Origin of the sequence: Streptomyces sp. NPDC006544 (assembly GCF_040611715.1) — a bacterium.
Classification (GTDB): Bacteria; Actinomycetota; Actinomycetes; order Streptomycetales; family Streptomycetaceae; genus Streptomyces.
This window is the reverse complement of sequence record NZ_JBEXOV010000052.1, coordinates 1-17,655: the sequence shown is the minus strand read 5'-3', so window position 1 is coordinate 17,655 and position 17,655 is coordinate 1. Positions and strand designations below refer to the sequence as shown.

The 17,655-nt window shown below is 72.8% G+C and carries 14 protein-coding genes and 2 pseudogenes; 10 read left to right on the top strand and 6 right to left on the bottom strand.

Annotation, left to right across the window (positions count from 1 at the left end):
* Positions 1 to 79: 79 nt before the first annotated feature.
* The 3 genes from ABZY44_RS23060 to ABZY44_RS23050 all read right to left on the bottom strand — a co-directional run bounded on the left by ABZY44_RS23060 (position 80) and on the right by ABZY44_RS23050 (position 3,510).
* Positions 80 to 2,368: an NHLP family bacteriocin export ABC transporter peptidase/permease/ATPase subunit gene (locus tag ABZY44_RS23060; protein WP_356656729.1), complete on the bottom strand. Its 2,289-nt coding sequence runs from the start codon at positions 2,366 to 2,368 to the stop codon at positions 80 to 82.
* Positions 2,365 to 3,171, bottom strand: a complete 807-nt coding sequence (locus ABZY44_RS23055; RefSeq protein WP_356656727.1) for an HlyD family efflux transporter periplasmic adaptor subunit — start codon at positions 3,169 to 3,171, stop codon at positions 2,365 to 2,367. Before ABZY44_RS23055 ends, ABZY44_RS23060 begins: the two co-directional genes overlap by 4 nt.
* Positions 3,172 to 3,270: 99 nt before the next feature.
* Positions 3,271 to 3,510, bottom strand: a complete 240-nt coding sequence (locus ABZY44_RS23050) for a hypothetical protein (RefSeq protein ID WP_356656725.1) — start codon at positions 3,508 to 3,510, stop codon at positions 3,271 to 3,273.
* A 1,131-nt stretch (positions 3,511 to 4,641) separates the two neighbouring features.
* Between ABZY44_RS23050 and ABZY44_RS23045 the strand changes: the two genes are divergently transcribed.
* The 4 genes from ABZY44_RS23045 (at position 4,642) to ABZY44_RS23030 (ending at position 9,418) form a co-directional block, all read left to right on the top strand.
* Complete coding sequence (locus ABZY44_RS23045) at positions 4,642 to 5,019, top strand: FKBP-type peptidyl-prolyl cis-trans isomerase (protein ID WP_356656723.1); 378 nt, start codon at positions 4,642 to 4,644, stop codon at positions 5,017 to 5,019.
* 122 nt (positions 5,020 to 5,141) lie between these two features.
* A complete protein-coding gene (locus ABZY44_RS23040; protein WP_356656721.1) occupies positions 5,142 to 5,282 on the top strand; it encodes a hypothetical protein in 141 nt (46 codons plus the stop codon).
* Positions 5,283 to 5,617: 335 nt separating this feature from the next.
* Positions 5,618 to 8,215, top strand: coding sequence for a class III lanthionine synthetase LanKC (gene lanKC, locus ABZY44_RS23035; RefSeq protein WP_356656719.1), 2,598 nt, complete (start codon positions 5,618 to 5,620; stop codon positions 8,213 to 8,215).
* 672 nt (positions 8,216 to 8,887) lie between these two features.
* Positions 8,888 to 9,418, top strand: a complete 531-nt coding sequence (locus ABZY44_RS23030; RefSeq protein ID WP_356656717.1) for a hypothetical protein — start codon at positions 8,888 to 8,890, stop codon at positions 9,416 to 9,418.
* Positions 9,419 to 9,584: 166 nt separating this feature from the next.
* Here ABZY44_RS23030 and ABZY44_RS23025 read toward each other — a convergent pair whose 3' ends face one another.
* Entirely contained in the window at positions 9,585 to 10,607 is a 1,023-nt protein-coding gene (locus tag ABZY44_RS23025; protein WP_356656783.1) for a DUF6745 domain-containing protein, read from the bottom strand.
* A 243-nt stretch (positions 10,608 to 10,850) separates the two neighbouring features.
* Complete coding sequence (locus ABZY44_RS23020) at positions 10,851 to 11,177, bottom strand: hypothetical protein (RefSeq protein WP_356656715.1); 327 nt, start codon at positions 11,175 to 11,177, stop codon at positions 10,851 to 10,853.
* Between the two features lie 157 nt (positions 11,178 to 11,334).
* On the opposite strand from ABZY44_RS23020, the gene ABZY44_RS23015 reads away from it, so the two are divergent.
* The 6 genes and pseudogenes from ABZY44_RS23015 to ABZY44_RS22990 form a co-directional block, all read left to right on the top strand.
* On the top strand, positions 11,335 to 12,297 hold the full coding sequence (locus ABZY44_RS23015; protein ID WP_356656713.1) for an STM4015 family protein: 963 nt from the start codon (positions 11,335 to 11,337) through the stop codon (positions 12,295 to 12,297).
* 10 nt (positions 12,298 to 12,307) lie between these two features.
* Entirely contained in the window at positions 12,308 to 13,444 is a 1,137-nt protein-coding gene (locus ABZY44_RS23010; protein ID WP_356656711.1) for an STM4014 family protein, read from the top strand.
* Positions 13,445 to 13,478: 34 nt separating this feature from the next.
* Positions 13,479 to 14,285: an STM4013/SEN3800 family hydrolase gene (locus ABZY44_RS23005; RefSeq protein ID WP_356656781.1), complete on the top strand. Its 807-nt coding sequence runs from the start codon at positions 13,479 to 13,481 to the stop codon at positions 14,283 to 14,285.
* Complete coding sequence (locus ABZY44_RS23000; RefSeq protein WP_356656709.1) at positions 14,282 to 15,697, top strand: STM4012 family radical SAM protein; 1,416 nt, start codon at positions 14,282 to 14,284, stop codon at positions 15,695 to 15,697. The genes ABZY44_RS23005 and ABZY44_RS23000 overlap by 4 nt, the downstream gene beginning before the upstream one ends.
* A 5-nt stretch (positions 15,698 to 15,702) precedes the next feature.
* Complete coding sequence (locus ABZY44_RS22995; protein WP_356656707.1) at positions 15,703 to 16,599, top strand: STM4011 family radical SAM protein; 897 nt, start codon at positions 15,703 to 15,705, stop codon at positions 16,597 to 16,599.
* Positions 16,600 to 16,657: 58 nt separating this feature from the next.
* A pseudogene (locus tag ABZY44_RS22990) lies at positions 16,658 to 17,560 on the top strand (DUF4139 domain-containing protein); the annotation flags it as partial.
* A gap of 1 nt (position 17,561) precedes the next feature.
* On the opposite strand, the pseudogene ABZY44_RS22985 reads toward ABZY44_RS22990, so the two are convergent.
* A pseudogene (locus ABZY44_RS22985) lies at positions 17,562 to 17,655 on the bottom strand (sulfurtransferase); the annotation flags it as partial.

Sequence of the window (17,655 nt, the reverse complement as noted above, 5' to 3'; positions counted from 1 at the left end):
GTCCGGGGCCCCGCCCGGCTGGCCGGCGGTGGCGGTGCCGCCGGCGTCTGTGGCTGTGGCGTGGTGCGCGTGCGTCACCTCAGTGCTCCTTGACCAATGCGGCGTACGGGCCCTGCGCGCCGACCAGATACTCGTGCCGCCCGCGTTCCACGACCGTGCCGCGGTCGAGCACGACGATCTCGTCGCTGTCACGCACCGTGCTCAGGCGGTGGGCGATGACCACACAGGCACAGCCGCGGCGGCGCAGGTTGTCGATGATGACCTGCTCGGTCACCGCGTCCAGTGCGCTGGTCACTTCGTCGAGCACCATGACGCTGGGGCGGCGTACCAGCGCCCGCGCGATCTCCAGTCGCTGGCGCTGGCCGCCGGAGAAGTTGCGGCCATCCTGCTCGACGCGGCTATGGATGCCGCCGGGACGCCGCGCGACCACGTCGTGCACGGCGGCGTCCTCGAGGGCGGCGATGACGGCCTCGTCCGGGATGGAGGGGTCCCACAGCGTGACGTTGTCGCGGACGGTGCCCTCGAAGAGGAAGACGTCCTGGTCGACGAAGGAGACGGAGGCGGCCAGAGCACCGCGCGGTATGTCCTCCAGCCGCATTCCGTCGATGCGGATGGCCCCCTCCCAGGGCGTATGGAGGCCGGAGATCAGCCGGGAGACGGTGGACTTGCCGCTGCCGGAGCCGCCGACGAGCGCGACCTGCTGCCCGGGGCCGACCGAGAGCGAGAAGCCCTTGAGCAGCGGGGCGTCCAGTGGGCTGTAGCCGAAGGTGACGTGGTCCAGCTCCACATGGCCCTTGAGGCGTCGGGTGTCGGCGTCGGGCTCGCGCCGCGAGAAGACCGGGGCTACGGGAAAGTTCTCGACGTCCTTGAGGCGGGCTACGTCGGCCGCGAAGTCCTGGATCCGTCCGGCTACGCCGCCCAGCCGGGAGATCGGTGCGGTGAAGCTGGTCACCAGGGCCTGGAAGGCGACGAGCAGGCCCACGGTGAGGTGCCCCTCCACCGCCCGCAGGCCGCCGATCAACAGGATCAGCGCGCTGTTGAACGCCGCCAGCGTGGGCGCGACGATCGCGAGCCACGCGCTGGGCACGCCGAGCCGCTGCTGCACGTCGAGGGTGACCGCGTGCTGTCCGGCCCAGCGGCGGAAGAAGCCGTTCTCGCCGCCCGTGGCCTTCATCGTCTCGATGAGCTGGAGACCGCTGTAGGACGTATTGGTCAGCCGGGCGCTCTCGGCGCGCAGCTTCTGGGTACCGGTGGCCCTCAGATGGATCACGATCCGCATGGCCACCACGTTGAGCAGCGCTACAGCCACGCCGACGAGGGTGAGCTGCGGATCGTACGCCCACAGCAGCACCGCGTAGAGCACGACCACCACGGCGTCCACGCCCGCGGCGGTCAGGTCCCGGGCGAGGGTCTCGGCGACCGCATCGTTGGACTGCAGGCGCTGGACCAGGTCGGCCGGGTTTCGCTGGGAGTAGAAGGTGACCGGAAGTCTGAGCAGGTGCCGGAAGAAGCGGGCACTGCCCAAGGTGGACGAGATGATGCGGCCGCGCAGCAGATTGGCCTGCTGCAGCGCGGTGAGTGTCGCGGTGAGTACGAGGGCGACGGCCATCGAGGCGAGCAGCACACCCAGCAGGGACGTCTGCTCCCCGATGAGGAACATGTCGATGTACGTGCGGCTCAGGGCCGGCACCGACGCGCCGACCGCCACCAGCAGGAGGCTGGAGATCACAGCGGCGGCCATGGTGCCCGAAGTGCCCCGCAAGCGGGTCGGCATGGCGCCCAGGACGCCCGGCTTGCGGCCTCCGCGGCGGAAGCCGTCGCCGGGCTCGAAGGTGAGCACGACACCGGTGAAGCTGGTGTCGAAATCGTCCATGGGGACGAACCGGCGGCCCTTACCGGGGTCGTTGACGTACACGCCCCTGCGGCCGAGCCGGCGGCTCATGCCGTCGTAGACGACGTAGTGGTTGAACTCCCAGAAGAGGACGGCCGGCGCACTCACTTCGGCGAGCGCGGCCAGGTCCATCTGCATGCCCTTGGCCTTCAGCCCGTAACCGCGAGCGGCCTTGAGGAGGTTGCTGGCGCGGGAACCGTCGCGGGAGACGCCGCAGGCGATGCGCAGTTCTTCGAGGGGGACGAAGCGGCCGTTGTGGCCGAGCACCATGGCCAGAGCGGCGGCGCCGCACTCCACTGCCTCCATCTGCAGCACGGTGGGGGTGCGTACGGGGCGGGGCGTCTTGCCCCTGGGGGCCGTGGGGGTGGGCGCGGGCCTGCGGCGGGTGCCGCCCTTGGGCTCGGGGCGGTGGCGCCGGCGTCCGGCGGTAGGGAGCTGAGGCGCCCGCGGCGGTGCCCCGGTCTGCGGCGCGGTCACGGCACCAGCCAGTCGACCGGGCGCCGCGCGGCGAGGTGGACGGCGCCAGTGACCGGCGTCCTCGAGTCGACGGCGTGCGGGGGCCCGTCCGCGGAGGACCACCGGTAGCCGGACTTTGTGGAGGCGGAGCGCTCGAGCTGTACGAGCACGGCGACCGGGTTGCCGTGGCGGGAGAACTGTTCGGCGAGCCCGCTGTCGCCGAGGAAGCCGCCGATCTGCGCCTGCGTCTGGGGCGCACGGCCGACCGCCTTGACGCGGCCGCGCAGCATGCCGAACTGCTGCTGCGGGACCGACTGGACGCTCAGGTCGACCGGGGCGCCCACAGGGATCGCCGAGCCGCTGCCGCCCGGCACGTACAGCACTGCCACGAGGGGGTCCTCCGGATTCTTCACGCGTTCCACGGTCGCCACGTCTGCACCGGTCGCGACGACCGAACCCACCTTGGCCACCAGTGTCGTCAACCGGCCGCCGGTCACCACGCGCACGGGGCGGTCCCCCTGCTCAGTGCGGACGTTGAGCAGGGGCGTACCGGCGGCCAGCAGTTGGCCTTCCTCGGCGAGGACTCCGGTCACCTGTCCCGCGACCGGGGTCTGCAGCACGTAACTGCCCTCGGCCTGGGTGAGGATGCCGGGTGCGCTCAGCTTGGAGGACACGGTGCTGGTGAAGGCCCAGAAGCTCGCGGCGGCCATGACGATGACCGTGACGGCCAGGACGAGCCGCCCCTGCGGGCGCGCGAAGCGAACGGGCAAGTCGAGCTCTTCGGGCGATTGCAGCTTGGAAAGAGCCTTTTGGCGAAACTGCACGGACTATTCCTTCAACTGCATTCGTATCGGTCGGGCACGCGGGCATCCAGGAACCCCGGAGCCGTGGGGGACACTCCGGGGTTCATGGGGAAATCCCGATCAGAGACCGGCGCGACCGGTGTTCACCGAAACGCCGGTGATCCCCGTGACGAGGCCGGGGACGTGGGAAACGATGCCCTGCGCGGCCTGCACGGTGTGGAGGGAGCCCGCGACGCCCACGACGTCGCTGACATCGCTGGTTACGGCGCCGGCCAGGCCACCGGACACGCTGATGATGCCGCCGGAGACGGCGTCCAGCTCGGTGTCGGCAATCTCACGGGTCTCGAGGTCGTTACGCATGACGCGCACCTTTCATTGGGGGGAGTAATTGATTCCTGCGGCGGCTGGCAGCCCGAAACTCGGCCGCCATTCTTGACTGCCGCAGTGCGCAGATGAAAGCACGCGAACGGGCCGCCCACCCAATCCCATTGACGCCCCATCACGGGCAGGTGGTCACCTCTGAAGACTGAGGTGCAGCTTGTTTCACCGAATAGTGACGGCTTCTACACAAGATCGAGTAACAGATACGAGCCTTCCGCTGTTTACGCGGAACCAAACGAGGCAAACTGCCACCAACCGGATGGGACATATAGGCCATACCGCGTGGCGAAGGGGGCGGGCTGTCGCGATCGCGGACACGATGTGCAGGTTTCCGGAAGGCGCGTGGAGTGACGGGTTCATCACGCCTGGTGGGCGTGCAGGAGGGGCCGGCCCGCAGGATGGCGGGCCCGGCCCCTCCGTCGGCTGCCGGTCAGATTTGTCCGGCAGCCGGTCGGGACGGCGACCGGGAGGCCGCATGCCGGCCCTGCCTGAGCACTGCGTCCAGCAGCAGCCCGCAGATCCAGTCGGCTGCCCGCCTACGGATCCCGCCGCGCCGACGGCGCTAGTGGCCGTGCCCGTCGCTGTACTTGGGGGCCGCAGACGACGTCGAAGACGTACTCCGACCTCCCCTTCTACTCCGCCCGCCCGTGGAGCGTCCTGAGTTCCGGGCTGGGCGGTGGCAGCAACCACGCCACTGCCCAGCCCGGCACACGCACCGCACCTGGAGGAGGGGCCGGTCCGGTTGATCAGGGTCGACCAAAATCCGGACCATCCACGGACCAACACCCTGCCGAACGCCCCCAGGGCTGCTGTTTCAGCAGGTCAGCACCGGCGTGGCGCGCGTACCACCAGCAGACGAAGAACCTGCTGGTCAGCTACTCGCCGAAGAAGCTGGGCTTCTTCTAGGACGTCCCTTCGACCTCCCTTCCTCCGGTCCTCTGGTCCTCTGGTCCTCTGGCGTGACCCTGCCGAAGATGGAGCACGGCCAGTCACGCTGCGCCGTGCCGCCGTGCTCCGTGGGCTTTGATGTACTTCAGTAGATCGGCGTGTGGAGTGATCATGTGCCTGGCTGATCGGTACGAGGATTCCGCGGAGAGCAATGAGGCTGCGATGAGTGAACTGACGAAGCCCGAGATCGAACTTCCGGAAGGTGAAGCTCCGCAGGAGCTGACGGTCCGGGACCTCGTCGTCGGGGACGGGGCCGAGGCGAAGCCGGGCCGGGTGGTCCGGGTGCACTACGTCGGGGTCACCTTCGAGACCGGAAGGGAGTTCGACGCCTCCTGGGACCGTGGCCAGCCGTTCAAGTTCGCCGTGGGTGGTGGCAGGGTCATCAAGGGCTGGGACCGGGGGCTCAGGGGGATGAAGGTCGGCGGCCGGCGCGAGATCATCGTCCCCCCGCGCCTCGGCTACGGCAACCAGTCCCCCTCGCCGCTGATCCCGGCGGGTTCCACGCTCGTCTTCGTCGTGGACCTGCTCTCCGTGGTCTGAGGAAGGCCGGCGGACTTTCGACTGCGGGAGCCGGAGCGGGGGCTGCGCGGCTGCGGGAGCGGAAGGCCGCGCGGCCGCGCGGTCCGTCCGTACGCGAGACTCGGTGGGGCCAGCACGCGGCCGTGACCACCGGGTACAGCGCGCCGACCGGCCGGACCGCCGCGGCGGCGGCGCCGGTCCTGCGCGTGGAGCTCGCCATGTGGCCGGGCGCCGTACGCCGGCACGGCCCGCCCCGCACGCGGTTCAGAACGACGGCGGTCTGACGGGAGAAGAGGTCCAGCCGGTCGGGCTCCAGCCGGTCGGACCAGGCATGTGTCCCCCTCATCGCCCCCGAATCACCACTCCGCGCCCCGCCCGACCTGGGTAGGGGGCGCCTTTCCACGGGATTCCTCACGTTTCGACCCCTCTCCGACCTCGTCTCGAGCGGCCCGGCTGCATCCTGGGGCGCCCCGAGGGCCCCCAGGGTCCCGAGGTCCCGTCAGGAGAGCGGTCTCGGCCGATACCGGTCGCATGCCGCCGCCGAACCGTTTCCGGACCTGCCGGTCCGGCGTGCGGCGCGACCGTTGTGGCCGCCCCCACCACCCTGTGAGGAGATCCCGTGCTCGAAGGCTTCGGCGAAGCACTGGCGGACCGGGAGTACTACCTGCCGCTGCCGAGCGTGGCCGACCCGGGGCCGCGCTTCGCTCCCGGCGAGGTACCGCCGGGCTCGCGCGGCACCGCCCAGGGCATCTGGACGGTCTGGGGCAGCCCGCGGACCGGGCTCGCCGAGCAGGGCTGGAAGATCCACGTGTCGGCGCGGCTGGACCGGGCGCAGCACGTGCTCGACACGGTCGCCGGCATCTGCTTCTCCGAAGGCGTGCCGTTCAAGCACCTGAGCGCGCGGCTCTTCTTCCTGTTCCTCCATCACAAGCACGGCGCGCGGGCCCAGTCGGGGAAGTTCTGCGCCGTCTACCCGCCCGACGCCGCGACCGCCCGACAACTTCTGGAACGCCTGCGCGACGCGCTCGACGGGGAGGAGGGGCCGTACGTCCTCACCGACCGGCGCTTTCGCGACTCGCGGACGGTCCACTACCGCTACGGCTCCTTCGGTGGCCGCAGCCGGCTGCGGGCCGACGGCACCCGGGAGGGGCTGGTCGACAACGGTTGCGGCCGCGAGGTCGTGGACCAACGGCTCCCCGCCTTCCACCTGCCCGCGGGGATCACGGACCCTTTCGTCGAGCAGGAGGAGCAGCCGCACGCGGGCCCGATCCTGATCCGCGACTACGAGGTGACCCACGCGGTGCGCCTGAGCAACGCCGGGGGCGCCTACCGGGCCCGGGACCGGAGGACCGGCCGCAGCGTCTTCGTCAAGGAGGCCCGCGCCCACAACGGCCTGGTCTTCGACGGGACCGACGCGCAGCAGCGGCTGCGGCACGAGTACCACGTGCTGCGCGAGCTGCACGCGGCCGCCCCCGGGGTGGGCCCGGAGCCGCTCGACCACTTCACGGAGTGGGAGCACGACTTCCTCGTCACCGAGTACGTCGTGGGACAGCCGTTGACGGGCTGGCTGAGCCGGTCCTCCCCGCTGGCCCGCGCCGACCGCACGGCCGAGTCCGTCGCCGCGTACTACGAGGAGTGCCGGCGCCTGCTGGCCGCGCTGGACGCCTCGCTCGAACGGCTGCACGCCGCCGGCTACCGGTTCGGCGACCTCAGCCTGGGCAATGTCCTGGTCACACCGTCGGGCGGGGTCCGGCTGGTGGACTTCGAGGCGGCCTCGGCCCTGTCCGCGGCACCCTCGAAGATGGGCACCCCGGGGTTCATGCCGCCCCCCGGCCTGCGCCGGGCCGGCACCGATCCCCTGCTGCAGGACCGGTACGGCATGGCGGCAGTCGCGCTCGCCTTCCTGGCGCCTTTCAACGAGACCGCCGAACACGCGCCCGCCAACCTCGCACTGCTGCGCCGCGACATGGCCGGGGTGGCTCCGCCGGAGGACCTGTGGCAGCGGGCGACAGCCTTCCACCTCACCGAGCGCCGGGCTCAGGACGAGGACGGTGCCGGCCGCCTGCCCTCCCCCGCCGAGCTCGACACCGATCCGCGCGGCTGTCTCGCCCGGCTTGCCGAGGAGGTGGCCTCGGGGCTGCTGGAGACGGCAGACGCCGACCGGCCGGAGTGGGCCTTCCCGCCCTCGCCCGAGGCGTTCCGGACCAACAACGTGTGCCTGGCCTACGGCACCGCCGGGGTGGTGCACGCCCTGCACCGCGCCGGTGTCGCGGTACCAGAGGAGATCCTCGGACGGCTGCGCCGCGACACGCTGGCGCTGCGTGACGCGCTGCCCCCCGGACTGCTCGTCGGCTCGGCCGGCATCGCCCCGGTGCTGGCCGGCCTGGGTCGCCTGGACGAGGCCGTCGACCTGCTCCGGGACGCCGACGGCCACCCGCTCACCGCCTCCTGCGGCACGCTGGCCGGCGGGCGGGCGGGGGTGGGCCTCGGCTGGCTGGCCCTGTACCGGCTGACCGGGGAGAGCAGCCACCTGGAACGGGCCGCCGCGGCAGGGCAGGGCCTGCTGCGCACCCCCGACCTGGGGGCCACCCTCGGCGAACACGACGCCCGCGGCCTGCTGCACGGCCGCTCGGGGGTCGCCCTCTTCTTCCACCGCCTGGCCCGCGACACCGGCGAGGACCGCTGGCTGGAGGCGGGCCGCCTGCTGCTCCACCAGGAGCTGGACCGGACCTTCCCGCTGGACGACGGCGCCCTGTCCGTCTCCGACGACGCGCGGCTCACCCGTGCCATGCCGTACCTGGCCACGGGCGCGGCCGGTGTCGCGGCGGCGCTCACCCGCTTCGTGGCCACCGTGCCGGACGAGCGCTGCGCAACGGCGCTGCCGAGGCTGGTCGCCGGCATCCGGGTCTCCTGCGCCACGAAGGAGGCGGGCCTGTACCGGGGGCTGGCCGGACTGAGCTGGTTCCTGACCGAGCACGCCGAGCTCAACGGCACCGACGCCGCCCGCGGGGACGCCGTGCGCGCCGCGACCGGCCTGCTGAAGTACGCCGTCCCGTACCGGCGCGGTGTCCGCTTCCTCGGAGCGGGCTCGCAGCGGTTCACCGCCGACCTGTCCAGCGGAGGGGCCGGTGTCCTGCTGGCCCTGCACCGCCTGCTGGCCGGCCCGCTCCTGGCGGAGCCCCCCTCCGCGCTTCCCCGGATCCCGGCAGCCCGCTGACGGCGCCGGGCGCGCGGCCCATGAACGCCCGGGCACGGCGGTGACCGACTCCGTGCCCAGGTATGCAGTGAACGACCGACCCGACCCCGACAAGAAAGCGGAGAACATCCATGAACCAGATCCTCGCGCTCCAGGCCCTGGACACCGAGCCGGAGTCCCACGCCCTTCCCCCCTGCTTCAGCGTCGCCTGGAGCATGGGCGACATCTTCCCCGACCCGATGTAACGAGCCGGCACCTGGAGGGCCGGGACCGGTGGTTCTGCCACCGGTCCCGGCCCGGTGCGTCCGCCCGCCCGACGGCCGGCGGCACCCAGCCCCCGCCCCCGCCCATGCCCCCGCCCCTGAGGAAGCCCGCCTTCTTCCAGGCCGTGAGAGCGGTGCCTGACGTGCCCGGGGTGTGCGTACCTTCCGAGGCGAAGATAGGGTTGTATGGCTATAACTTGCCGACGAGTGAGGTGAGTTGACGTCATGAGCGCACTTCGTCACCAGGCAGAGGGAGCAGTTGATGAGCGGAGCGTCCCCGACCCCGTCGGGATCTGGAGTGCCTCCCGTGGTCCCTGCGCCGCCGGGCCGGCCCCCGACACCGTCTTCCGATCCCGGTAGGCCCGAAGAGGCTCGACGATCCGGACCGTCAGGTCGCCGCATCGCCGAATGGGCGGCGTTGATCTCCGCGGTGACCGGGGTCGTCGGACTGCTGCTGGGGTTCTTCGGCCTGCCCACGCTCGTGAATTCGCCCACCGCCAGGACCGTCCGGGAGACCGTCACCGTCACCGCGACGCCTCCGCCCTCGAGCAGTGGGTCGGCGGCCGGCAAATCTCCCGCGGCCACCGTCGAGCCCCTTCGCAAGACGGACATCCACATGACCATCCGGTACTACCTGTCCTTCTCCCTGGATCCCGTCACACCCCGTGAAGGGGAGGGAGACTTCAACTTCTTCGCCCTCGGGGACGGCGAGATCAACTCGACCGGAGGCACAGTGGTGCGCCTGGATCCGAGCCAGCAGGGCTCGCTGGACGTGTGCACCTCCGACACCCGGTACGTCAGGCGGCTGGAGGTCGCCGAGCTGACCCCCGGAACCCAGCTCTGCGTCGTCAACAAGTCGAACGTCGGACTCATCGAGATCCGGGCACTGCCCGACCCCAAGGCTCCCAGTTCCTACCTCACCTTCGACGCCACGATCTGGCGTCAGGCGATCCGCCCCTGAGGGCAGCGCCGCGGAGCGGTTGTCCGCGAGCAGCCCGCCGCTGTCGCGGACGACGGTCCTTCGGGATCCCCGTCAACGTCCTGAGGAGGCACACCCTGTCGGGGCCCCGGCCGCCGGTCCCGTCCCGGCCACCCCGGCCGCCCCCGGCCACCCGTTCCCGCGGGCGTCAGGTTTCCCGGACCGGCGCGTACGCCTGCGCGTCGAGGCCGAAGGTCCAGGCCACGCCCTGTCTCGCGGTCCGCGTGTCCGGCGGTACGCGCAGCCAGTACGTGCGGCTCGTACCGTCCGGCTCGGGCGTGGAGTTGACCACCTCCACCATCACGACGTCCTCGTCTCCCGGCAGCGGCATCCGCCACAGGATGCCCGTGTCGTCGCGGTGCACCGGCTCGGCGTCCGACTCGGCGAGGTAGCGGTCGTAGCCGTAGTGCTCCAGCATCACGCGGCGCAGCTCCGCGTTCTCCTCGTCACGGATGCGCTCGGGTGTCAACGCCTCGAGCCCGTCCAGGAAATCCGCCGGCACGGGCATCCCGCGCCACGCGTGCAGCGCGAAGCCGTCAGGAAACGCGAGGGCGGGGCCGTCACCGCGGTCCAGGCGGCCCGCCTCGTCCCGGTGCAGTTCCACCGGGCGTTCGCAGATCACGGCCAGCCGCTCGTACGGCCACCACCAGCCCGCCGCCCCGGCGGCCGCGGCGAGGCCCTCCAGCGGCGTGTCCTCGCCGGTGTCGAACGCGCACAGCCAGGCCGCGTCGTGCTGGCCCAGCACCGCCTCGAGGAGCAGCAGCCGCGCCTCCGCCTCCCCCGCCGGATCCGCGGCCAGTTCCTCGACGAGCCCGGTGCGGATGCGACCGGCCAGCCGCTCGGTGTTCTCCCACAGCCGGGCGCCGGTCAGGGCCCATCGCCGGCCCCAGCCCTGGGGTCCCAGCAGCGCGTTGAGGCGGGCGCGCTCGGCCGCCCACGGGGCGCTGCGCACCTCCTCCCGGACGCTGCGCCCCCGCGCGTCCGCCCCCCAAGGACCCTGCGGATCGGCCAGCAGACGCATCGCGGCCCGCGGCGAATCCGCCCACACGATCCGCTCGGGTTCGGGAAGTCCCGCCGTCCGGTAGCCGAGGCGTACACCCGCCTCCGCAGCCGCCCGGTCCGCCGGTCCGGTCGCCGCCGCGACCGCCCGCCATCCGTCGACCCCGGACACGCGGCCCGCCCCCTCCGTCACGTCCATCGCCTCCGCCAGGTCCATCACTTCCGCCACCTCCGTCTCTTTCGCTGCTTTCAGCACTTCCGTCACTTCTGGCACAAGCGTCCTGCGCGTCATGTCCGTCCCCTCCGTCCCGTCCACTTCCCCGTCCCCTCCACCAGGCCCGTCCCCTCCATCAGGCCACCCCCGCCCGTCAGCCCTCAGTCCCCCAGTCCCTCAGTCCCTCAGTCCCTCAGTCCCTCAGTCCGCCACGATCCGGACCGACCCCGGTACGTACTCCCGCTGCCGCACCACCCGGAACCAGCCCTTCGGCAGCGCGATCGCGGCGTGTTCCTCGTGCACCACACGTCCCCCGTCGGGCAGGTGCAGCAGCAGCGGGGCGAACGGCCCCGGTTCCCGGACCAGTCGGCCCGGCCCCAGCACGGCGTGCGCGTGTCCGGTCACCTCGCCGAGGGCCAGGACGAACCGGCCGCGCCCGTCCCGCGGTTCCGAAGGCGCGTCCGCGGCATACGGCGGAACCGCCGATTCTGCGAGCGGCACGATGAGAACGTCCCCCTGCCGGTACATACCTGTCCCCTTCCCACGCGCCGCCCCGTGCGCCGCGTCGTCCTTCGAAGTTAGGGCGAGGGTCTGACAACGGACTCCACCCGCCCCTGCCTCGGCCGTTGTCAGTGCCGCTTGCTACAACTTGCAGACGAATCGGACGCGAGGAGCGGCAGGGATCATGAGTTACGCGAGCCATCTGCGGGAGTCGTACGGGCTGCCCGTCTTCGACTTCCCCGGCCCCGACGACGAGAAGGGCATGGACGGGCTGCCCGAGGCGGACGCCGTCGCCTGGCGGATCTCCTCCGACGCCTACGACGCCAAGGAAATCTGGTCCGAGGCGTTCGCCCGCTTCACCGCGGCCGTGGACACGACCCGCGTCCGCGCGATCGTAGTCGGTGCGTGGGAAGATGCCTACGAGACCGGCCCGGAGGAGATCATCGCCGCGCTCCTCGCCGCCGGCCCCCGGCTGCCCGCCCTGCGGTCCCTGTTCCTGGGGGACATGGAATCCGAGGAGTGCGAGATCTCCTGGATCAACCAAGGTGACGTCGGCCCGCTCCTCGACGGCTTTCCCGAACTGGAATGGTTCGGCGTCCGCGGCGGCAGCTGCCTCGTCCTCCCGCCCTTCACCCACCAGCGGCTGCGCTCCCTCACCATCCAGGCCGGCGGCATACCGGCCCTGGTCGTCCGCAACGTCGCCGCCAGCGACCTGCCCGCCCTGCACCACCTGGACCTCTGGCTCGGCACGGCGAACTACGGCGGGGACTGCGAGCTGAGCGACGTGGAACCCATCCTGGGCGGGGACCGCCTGCCGAGCCTGCGTCACCTCGGCCTGCGCAACAGCGACATCCAGGACGACATCGCCACCGCGCTGGCCGCCGCGCCCGTCGTCGCCCGGCTGGAGACCCTCGACCTGTCCATGGGCGTCCTCACCGACCAGGGCGGCGCCGCGCTGCTCGGCGGCCAGCCCCTCACCCATCTCGCCGCCCTCGACCTCCACCACAACTACCTCAGCGAACCGCTGAAGCAGCGCTTCCGGGACACCCTGGAGAGCGCCGGGGTGCGGTTGGACCTCGACCGGGGTCACGCCGACGAGGACGAGTGGGACAACCGCGTCTGGCGCTACGTCGCCGTCGGCGAGTAGCGCGCCGGCCATGACCGAGCACACGCCCCCGCGCTGGGCGGTCGTCGGCAACCCGGAGAACCGTCGCGTCGCCCTGTTCGCCGCGGCCGTCCGCGACGCCGGGCTGCCCGCGGCCCGCATCGTGCCCTGGGCCCGCGTCCTGCGCGAGGGCGGTGCCGCCTTCGGCCCGGACGAGCTCGTACGCCTCGACTCGCCGGGGGAGAACACGGAGGTGGACCGGGCCCTGCGCGGCCTGGAGGAGTCCACGCGCGTGGAGGGCGGCGCCCGTTGGTACGCGCGGTTCACCGCCGCCGTGCGGAGCCTCACCGGCGGCATCCGCCTCGACGATCCCGACGAGCTGGCCGTCCTCTTCGACAAGCGGAGCTGCCACCGCGCCCTGGACGCCGCCGGGGTGCCGGTACCGCGGTCCCCGACCTCCGGCGGCGGCGCGCCGGTGCGCGGCTGGGACGACGTGCGCGCCCTGATGGACGCGCACGGCATGCCCCGCGTGTTCGTGAAGCCGGCCCACGGTTCCTCGGCTTCCGGCGTCGTCGCCGTCGAGACCGCGGGCCGGGGCCGCGTCCGGGCCGCCACCTCGGTCGAGGCCGCCGAGGACGGGCGGCTGCACAACTCCCTGCGGGTACGCCGCCTCACCGGCGAGCGGGAGATCGCGGCGCTGGTCGACGCACTCGCCCCGGACGGCCTCCACGTCGAGAGGTGGTGGCCCAAGGCCTCGCTGGGAGGCCGCGCGGCCGACCTGCGCGTGGTCGTCATGGCCGGCCGGGCCACCCACGCCGTGGTCCGCACCAGCCTCTCGCCCATGACCAACCTCCACCTGGGCGGGAGCCGCGGCGACCTGTCGGCCGTGGTCGAGGCCGCGGGCCCCCGCTGGGCCGACGCCCTGGACGTCTGCGAACGGGCCGCGGCCTGCTTCCCCGGCACCCTGTGCGTCGGCGTCGACCTGCTGCCCGCCGTCGGCTGGCGGCGGTTCGCCGTCGCCGAGGTCAACGCCTTCGGCGACCTCCTGCCCGGCCTGACCGGCCTGCCGGGCAGCGGGGCCGAGGGTCTCGACACGTACGCCGCCCAAGTCGCCGCCGCGCCGCCGTACGCACGGCGCCGCGCACACCCGCACCGCCACCCGAGGAACCACCACCGTGCACCAGCCTGAGACCGGCCCGCTCCCGGACCCGACCGCACCGGACATGAACGAGGTCGTCGGCCGTGACGACCTGCTCCTGCTCACCCTGGACACCCTGCGCCACGACGTCGCCGTCGAATTGGCCGCCGCCGGAAGGATCCCGCACCTGGCCCGCCACCTGCCCGGCGGCGCCTGGGAGCGGCGGCACGCGCCGGGCAGCTTCACCTACGCGTCCCACCAGGCGATGTTCGCGGGATTCCTGCCCACCCCGGCCGCGCCGGGACCGCACCCGCGGCTGTTCGCCGCGCGCTTCGCCGGCAGCGAGACCACCGCCGGACGCACCTATGTCTTCGACACCCCCGACCTGGTCTCCGGTCTGGCCGCGGCCGGGTACCGCACCGTCTGCGTGGGCGGCGTCGGCTTCTTCAACAAGCAGGGAGCGCTGGGCGACGTACTGCCCGGAATGTTCCAGGAGAGCCACTGGGAACCGGAGTTCGGGGTGGCGTCCCCCACTTCCTTCGAGGCGCAGGTGGAGGCGGCCGAGCGGATCGTCGGCTCCCTCCCGGAGGAGCAGCGGCTGTTCCTCTTCCTCAACGCGTCCGCGCTGCACCAGCCCAACTGGTTCCACCTGCCCGGCGCCACCCGGACGGCGGGAGACACCCGCTCGACCCACGCCGCCGCCCTGGAGTACATCGACCGCCACATCGGCCGGCTCTTCGCCGCGATGAGCTCGCGCCGCCGCTGCTTCGCCATCGTCTGCTCCGACCACGGCACGACCTACGGCGACGACGGCTACACCGGCCACCGCCTCGCCCACGAGGCCGTGTGGACGGTGCCGTACGCCCACTTCTTCCTGGAGCCCTCCGCATGACCGCCACAGCCGCCGCCACCGCCGCGCCCACAGGCACAGCCATCACCACCCTCGACGCGGTCTCCGGCCCGCAGGCCCGCCCCTATCAGAGCTACGTCTACGCGTACCCCCACAAGACCGCGTACCGTCCGCTGCCCGACCGGCCCGCCCTGCGCGACCTCTGGCGCGGTGAGGACAAGAGCGCCCTCTCGCTCTACCTCCACATACCGTTCTGCGAGGTCCGCTGCGGCTTCTGCAACCTCTTCACCCGCATCGGCGCTCCCGACGGCCTCACCGGGCGCTACCTCGACGCACTAGACCGTCAGGCCGCCGCCGTGCGCGAGGCCCTCGACCACCAGGGCGAAGGGGGCGAGGAGGGGCCGGTCCGGTTCGCCAACGCCGCCTTCGGCGGGGGCACACCGACCTTCCTCACCGCCGACGAGCTGACCCGGCTCTGCGACATCGCCGAGCGGCGCATGGGCGCGGACCTGCGAGCCGTCCCCCTCTCCGTCGAGACCTCGCCCGCCACCGCGACCGCCGACCGGCTCGCCGTCCTCGCCGAGCGCGGCGCCACCCGCCTCAGCATCGGCGTGCAGAGCTTCGTCGACGCGGAGGCACGGGCCGCCGTGCGCCCGCAGCGCCGCGCCGAGGTCGAGGCCGCGCTCGGCCGGATCCGCGAGGCCCGCATCCCGGTCCTCAACATCGACCTCATCTACGGGATCGACGGCCAGACCCCCGCCACCTGGCGCACCTCCCTGGACGCCGCCCTCGCCTGGGAGCCGGAGGAGGTGTACCTCTACCCGTTGTACGTCCGCCCGCTCACCGGCCTCGCCCGGCGCACCGCGCACACCGACACCGAGTGGGACCGCCAGCGCCTGGACCTCTACCGCCAGGGCCGTGACCACCTGCTCGCCCGTGGCTACGAGCAGGTGTCGATGCGCATGTTCCGCAAGGCCGGCAGCGCCCCGCAGGGGCCCGACGACCACGCCTGCCAGACGGACGGCATGATCGGCCTCGGCTGCGGTGCCCGCTCCTACACCTCAGCCCTCCACCACTCCTTCGACTACGCCGTCGACATGAGCGAGATCCGGGGCATCATCGACGCGTACACGGCCACCGAGGACTTCGGCCACGCCGTCCACGGCCGGTACGTCGACGGCGGCGAGGCGCGGCGCCGCCACCTCCTCCAGTCCCTCCTCCAGGCCCGGGGCATGCCGCTCGCCGGCTACCGCGACCGCTTCGGCACCGACCCGTCCGAGGACTTCCCCCTCGAACTCGCCGCGTTCGCCGCCCGCGGCTGGCTCGACACGGCCGGGACGGAGACCGGGAACCTGCGCCTGACCGCGGAGGGGCTCGCCCACTCCGACGCCCTGGGCCCGGTGCTCTTCTCACCCGCCGTGCGCGCCGCGATGGCCGCCTACGATCCGAAGTAGCCGCCGTGGACCTGACGATCCTGTACCGCGGGCCGCTCGCCTCCTGCGACTACGCCTGCCCGTACTGCCCCTTCGCGAAGCGACGCGACACCCCCGCGCAGCTGCGCGCCGACCGCGCGGCCCTCGACCGCTTCACCGGATGGGCGGCGGCGCAGCAGGGCGACCGGCTCTCGATCCTCTTCACTCCCTGGGGCGAGGGCCTGGTCCGCTCCTGGTACCGCCGCGCCCTCGTGGACCTCTCGCACCAGCCGCACGTCGAACGCGTCGCCATCCAGACCAACCTCAGCTGCCGGACGGACTGGCTCGCGGAGGCCGATCCGGCCTCCGTGGCGCTGTGGTGCACCTACCACCCCGGGCAGACGCCGTACGCGCGGTTCCTGTCGAAGGTCGGGGACCTGGCCGACCGGGGCATCCGCCACAGCGTCGGCATCGTCGGCCTGCCCGAGAACCTGCCCCACGCGCGCCGGCTGCGGGCGGACCTGCCCGAGCACGTCTACCTCTGGGCCAACGCCGCCGAGGGCCACACGTACACCGACGCCGAGGCGGACGACTGGACCGCCCTGGACCCGCTGTTCCCGTACAGCCGCCACCCCCACCGCTCGGCCGGACTGCCGTGCCGCACCGGCGAGTCGGTCATCTCGGTGGACGGCGAGGGCACGGTCCGCCGCTGCCACTTCGTGCGCACCGCGCTCGGCAACCTCTACGACGGTTCCTACCGCGCCGCCCTGACGCCCCGGGCCTGCCCCCTGGCGGTCTGCGACTGCCACATCGGCTACGTCCACCTGGAGACGCTCCCGCTCTACGACGTCTTCGCGGGCGGCGTCCTCGAACGCGTTCCGGAGCGCCGTCCGGCGCGCGTCGAGCGGAGCGAGCGCCCCGCGCGGGCCGGAGCCTCCACGTGATGCCGCGCACGCCCGGGCGTAGGCTGCGCACAGCACGGAGCGGCGGGGGGCGGAGCACATGACGGCAGCGACCGCAGGAACGGCACCGAGGTGGGGGACGACCCTCGACTCGGTCGTGGTGTACGCGCAGGGGGCTCTGTGCCGGCGCCTGGCCCGGGGCAGCGTGCCGCCCGACGGCCGGGTGCGGGTGACGGGACTGCCCCGCTCGATCGACCCGGGCTCGCTGCGGGCCCGCGTGCTGGGGGACCCGGGGGTGCGCGTCACCGGGGCCCGGGTGGAGATCGAGGCCGAGCCGCTGGGCGCGGACACGTCCGACGCGTTGCGGCGCGAGGTCGAGCGGCTGGGCGACGAGCACGCGGCGGCGCGCGGACGCCGGGACCGGCAACTGGGCCTCATCGAGGAGGTCAGGGCCCTCCAGCCGGTGCCACCCGCCCGCATGCCCGGAGATCCGTACGAGTACCGCCGCACCCCGGTCGACGCGTGGCTGGAGCTCGGCGACTTCGTCGAGGAGCGGCTGACGGGGCTGCACGCCCGCCTCGTCGAGCTGGAGGAGGCACTGCGCGACGCCGAGCACGGCTTCGCGGTCGCCGCCGACCGGCTCGCCCGCGCTTCCAGCGACGCACCGCCGGCGCACGTGGAGACCACGGTCTGCGCCGTCCTGACCCTGGACGGATCCGCCACCGGTGACGCGGAGGCGGGTGGAGAAGTGGAGATCGAGCTGGAGTACGGGGTGCCGGGCGCCGTCTGGGTGCCGACGTACCGGCTCACCCACCGTCAGGGCGACGGCAGCGGGCGTCTGGTGCTGCGCGCCTCGGTCGCGCAGCGGACCGGCGAGGACTGGACCGGCGTGCGCATCGCCCTGGCCACCGCCGACCTCCGGCGCCGCACCGACCTGCCGAAGCTCCGCTCGATGCGGATCGGACGGCGTCAGGCCGCCCCCGCACCCTCCGGCTGGCGCGAGTGACGTTCTCCTGGCCCAGGAGCTCGTGCAGCACGAACCACGTCAGTGCGGAGCGCTCGCCGATGCGGCAGTAGGCGATGGTGTCCTTCGCCAGA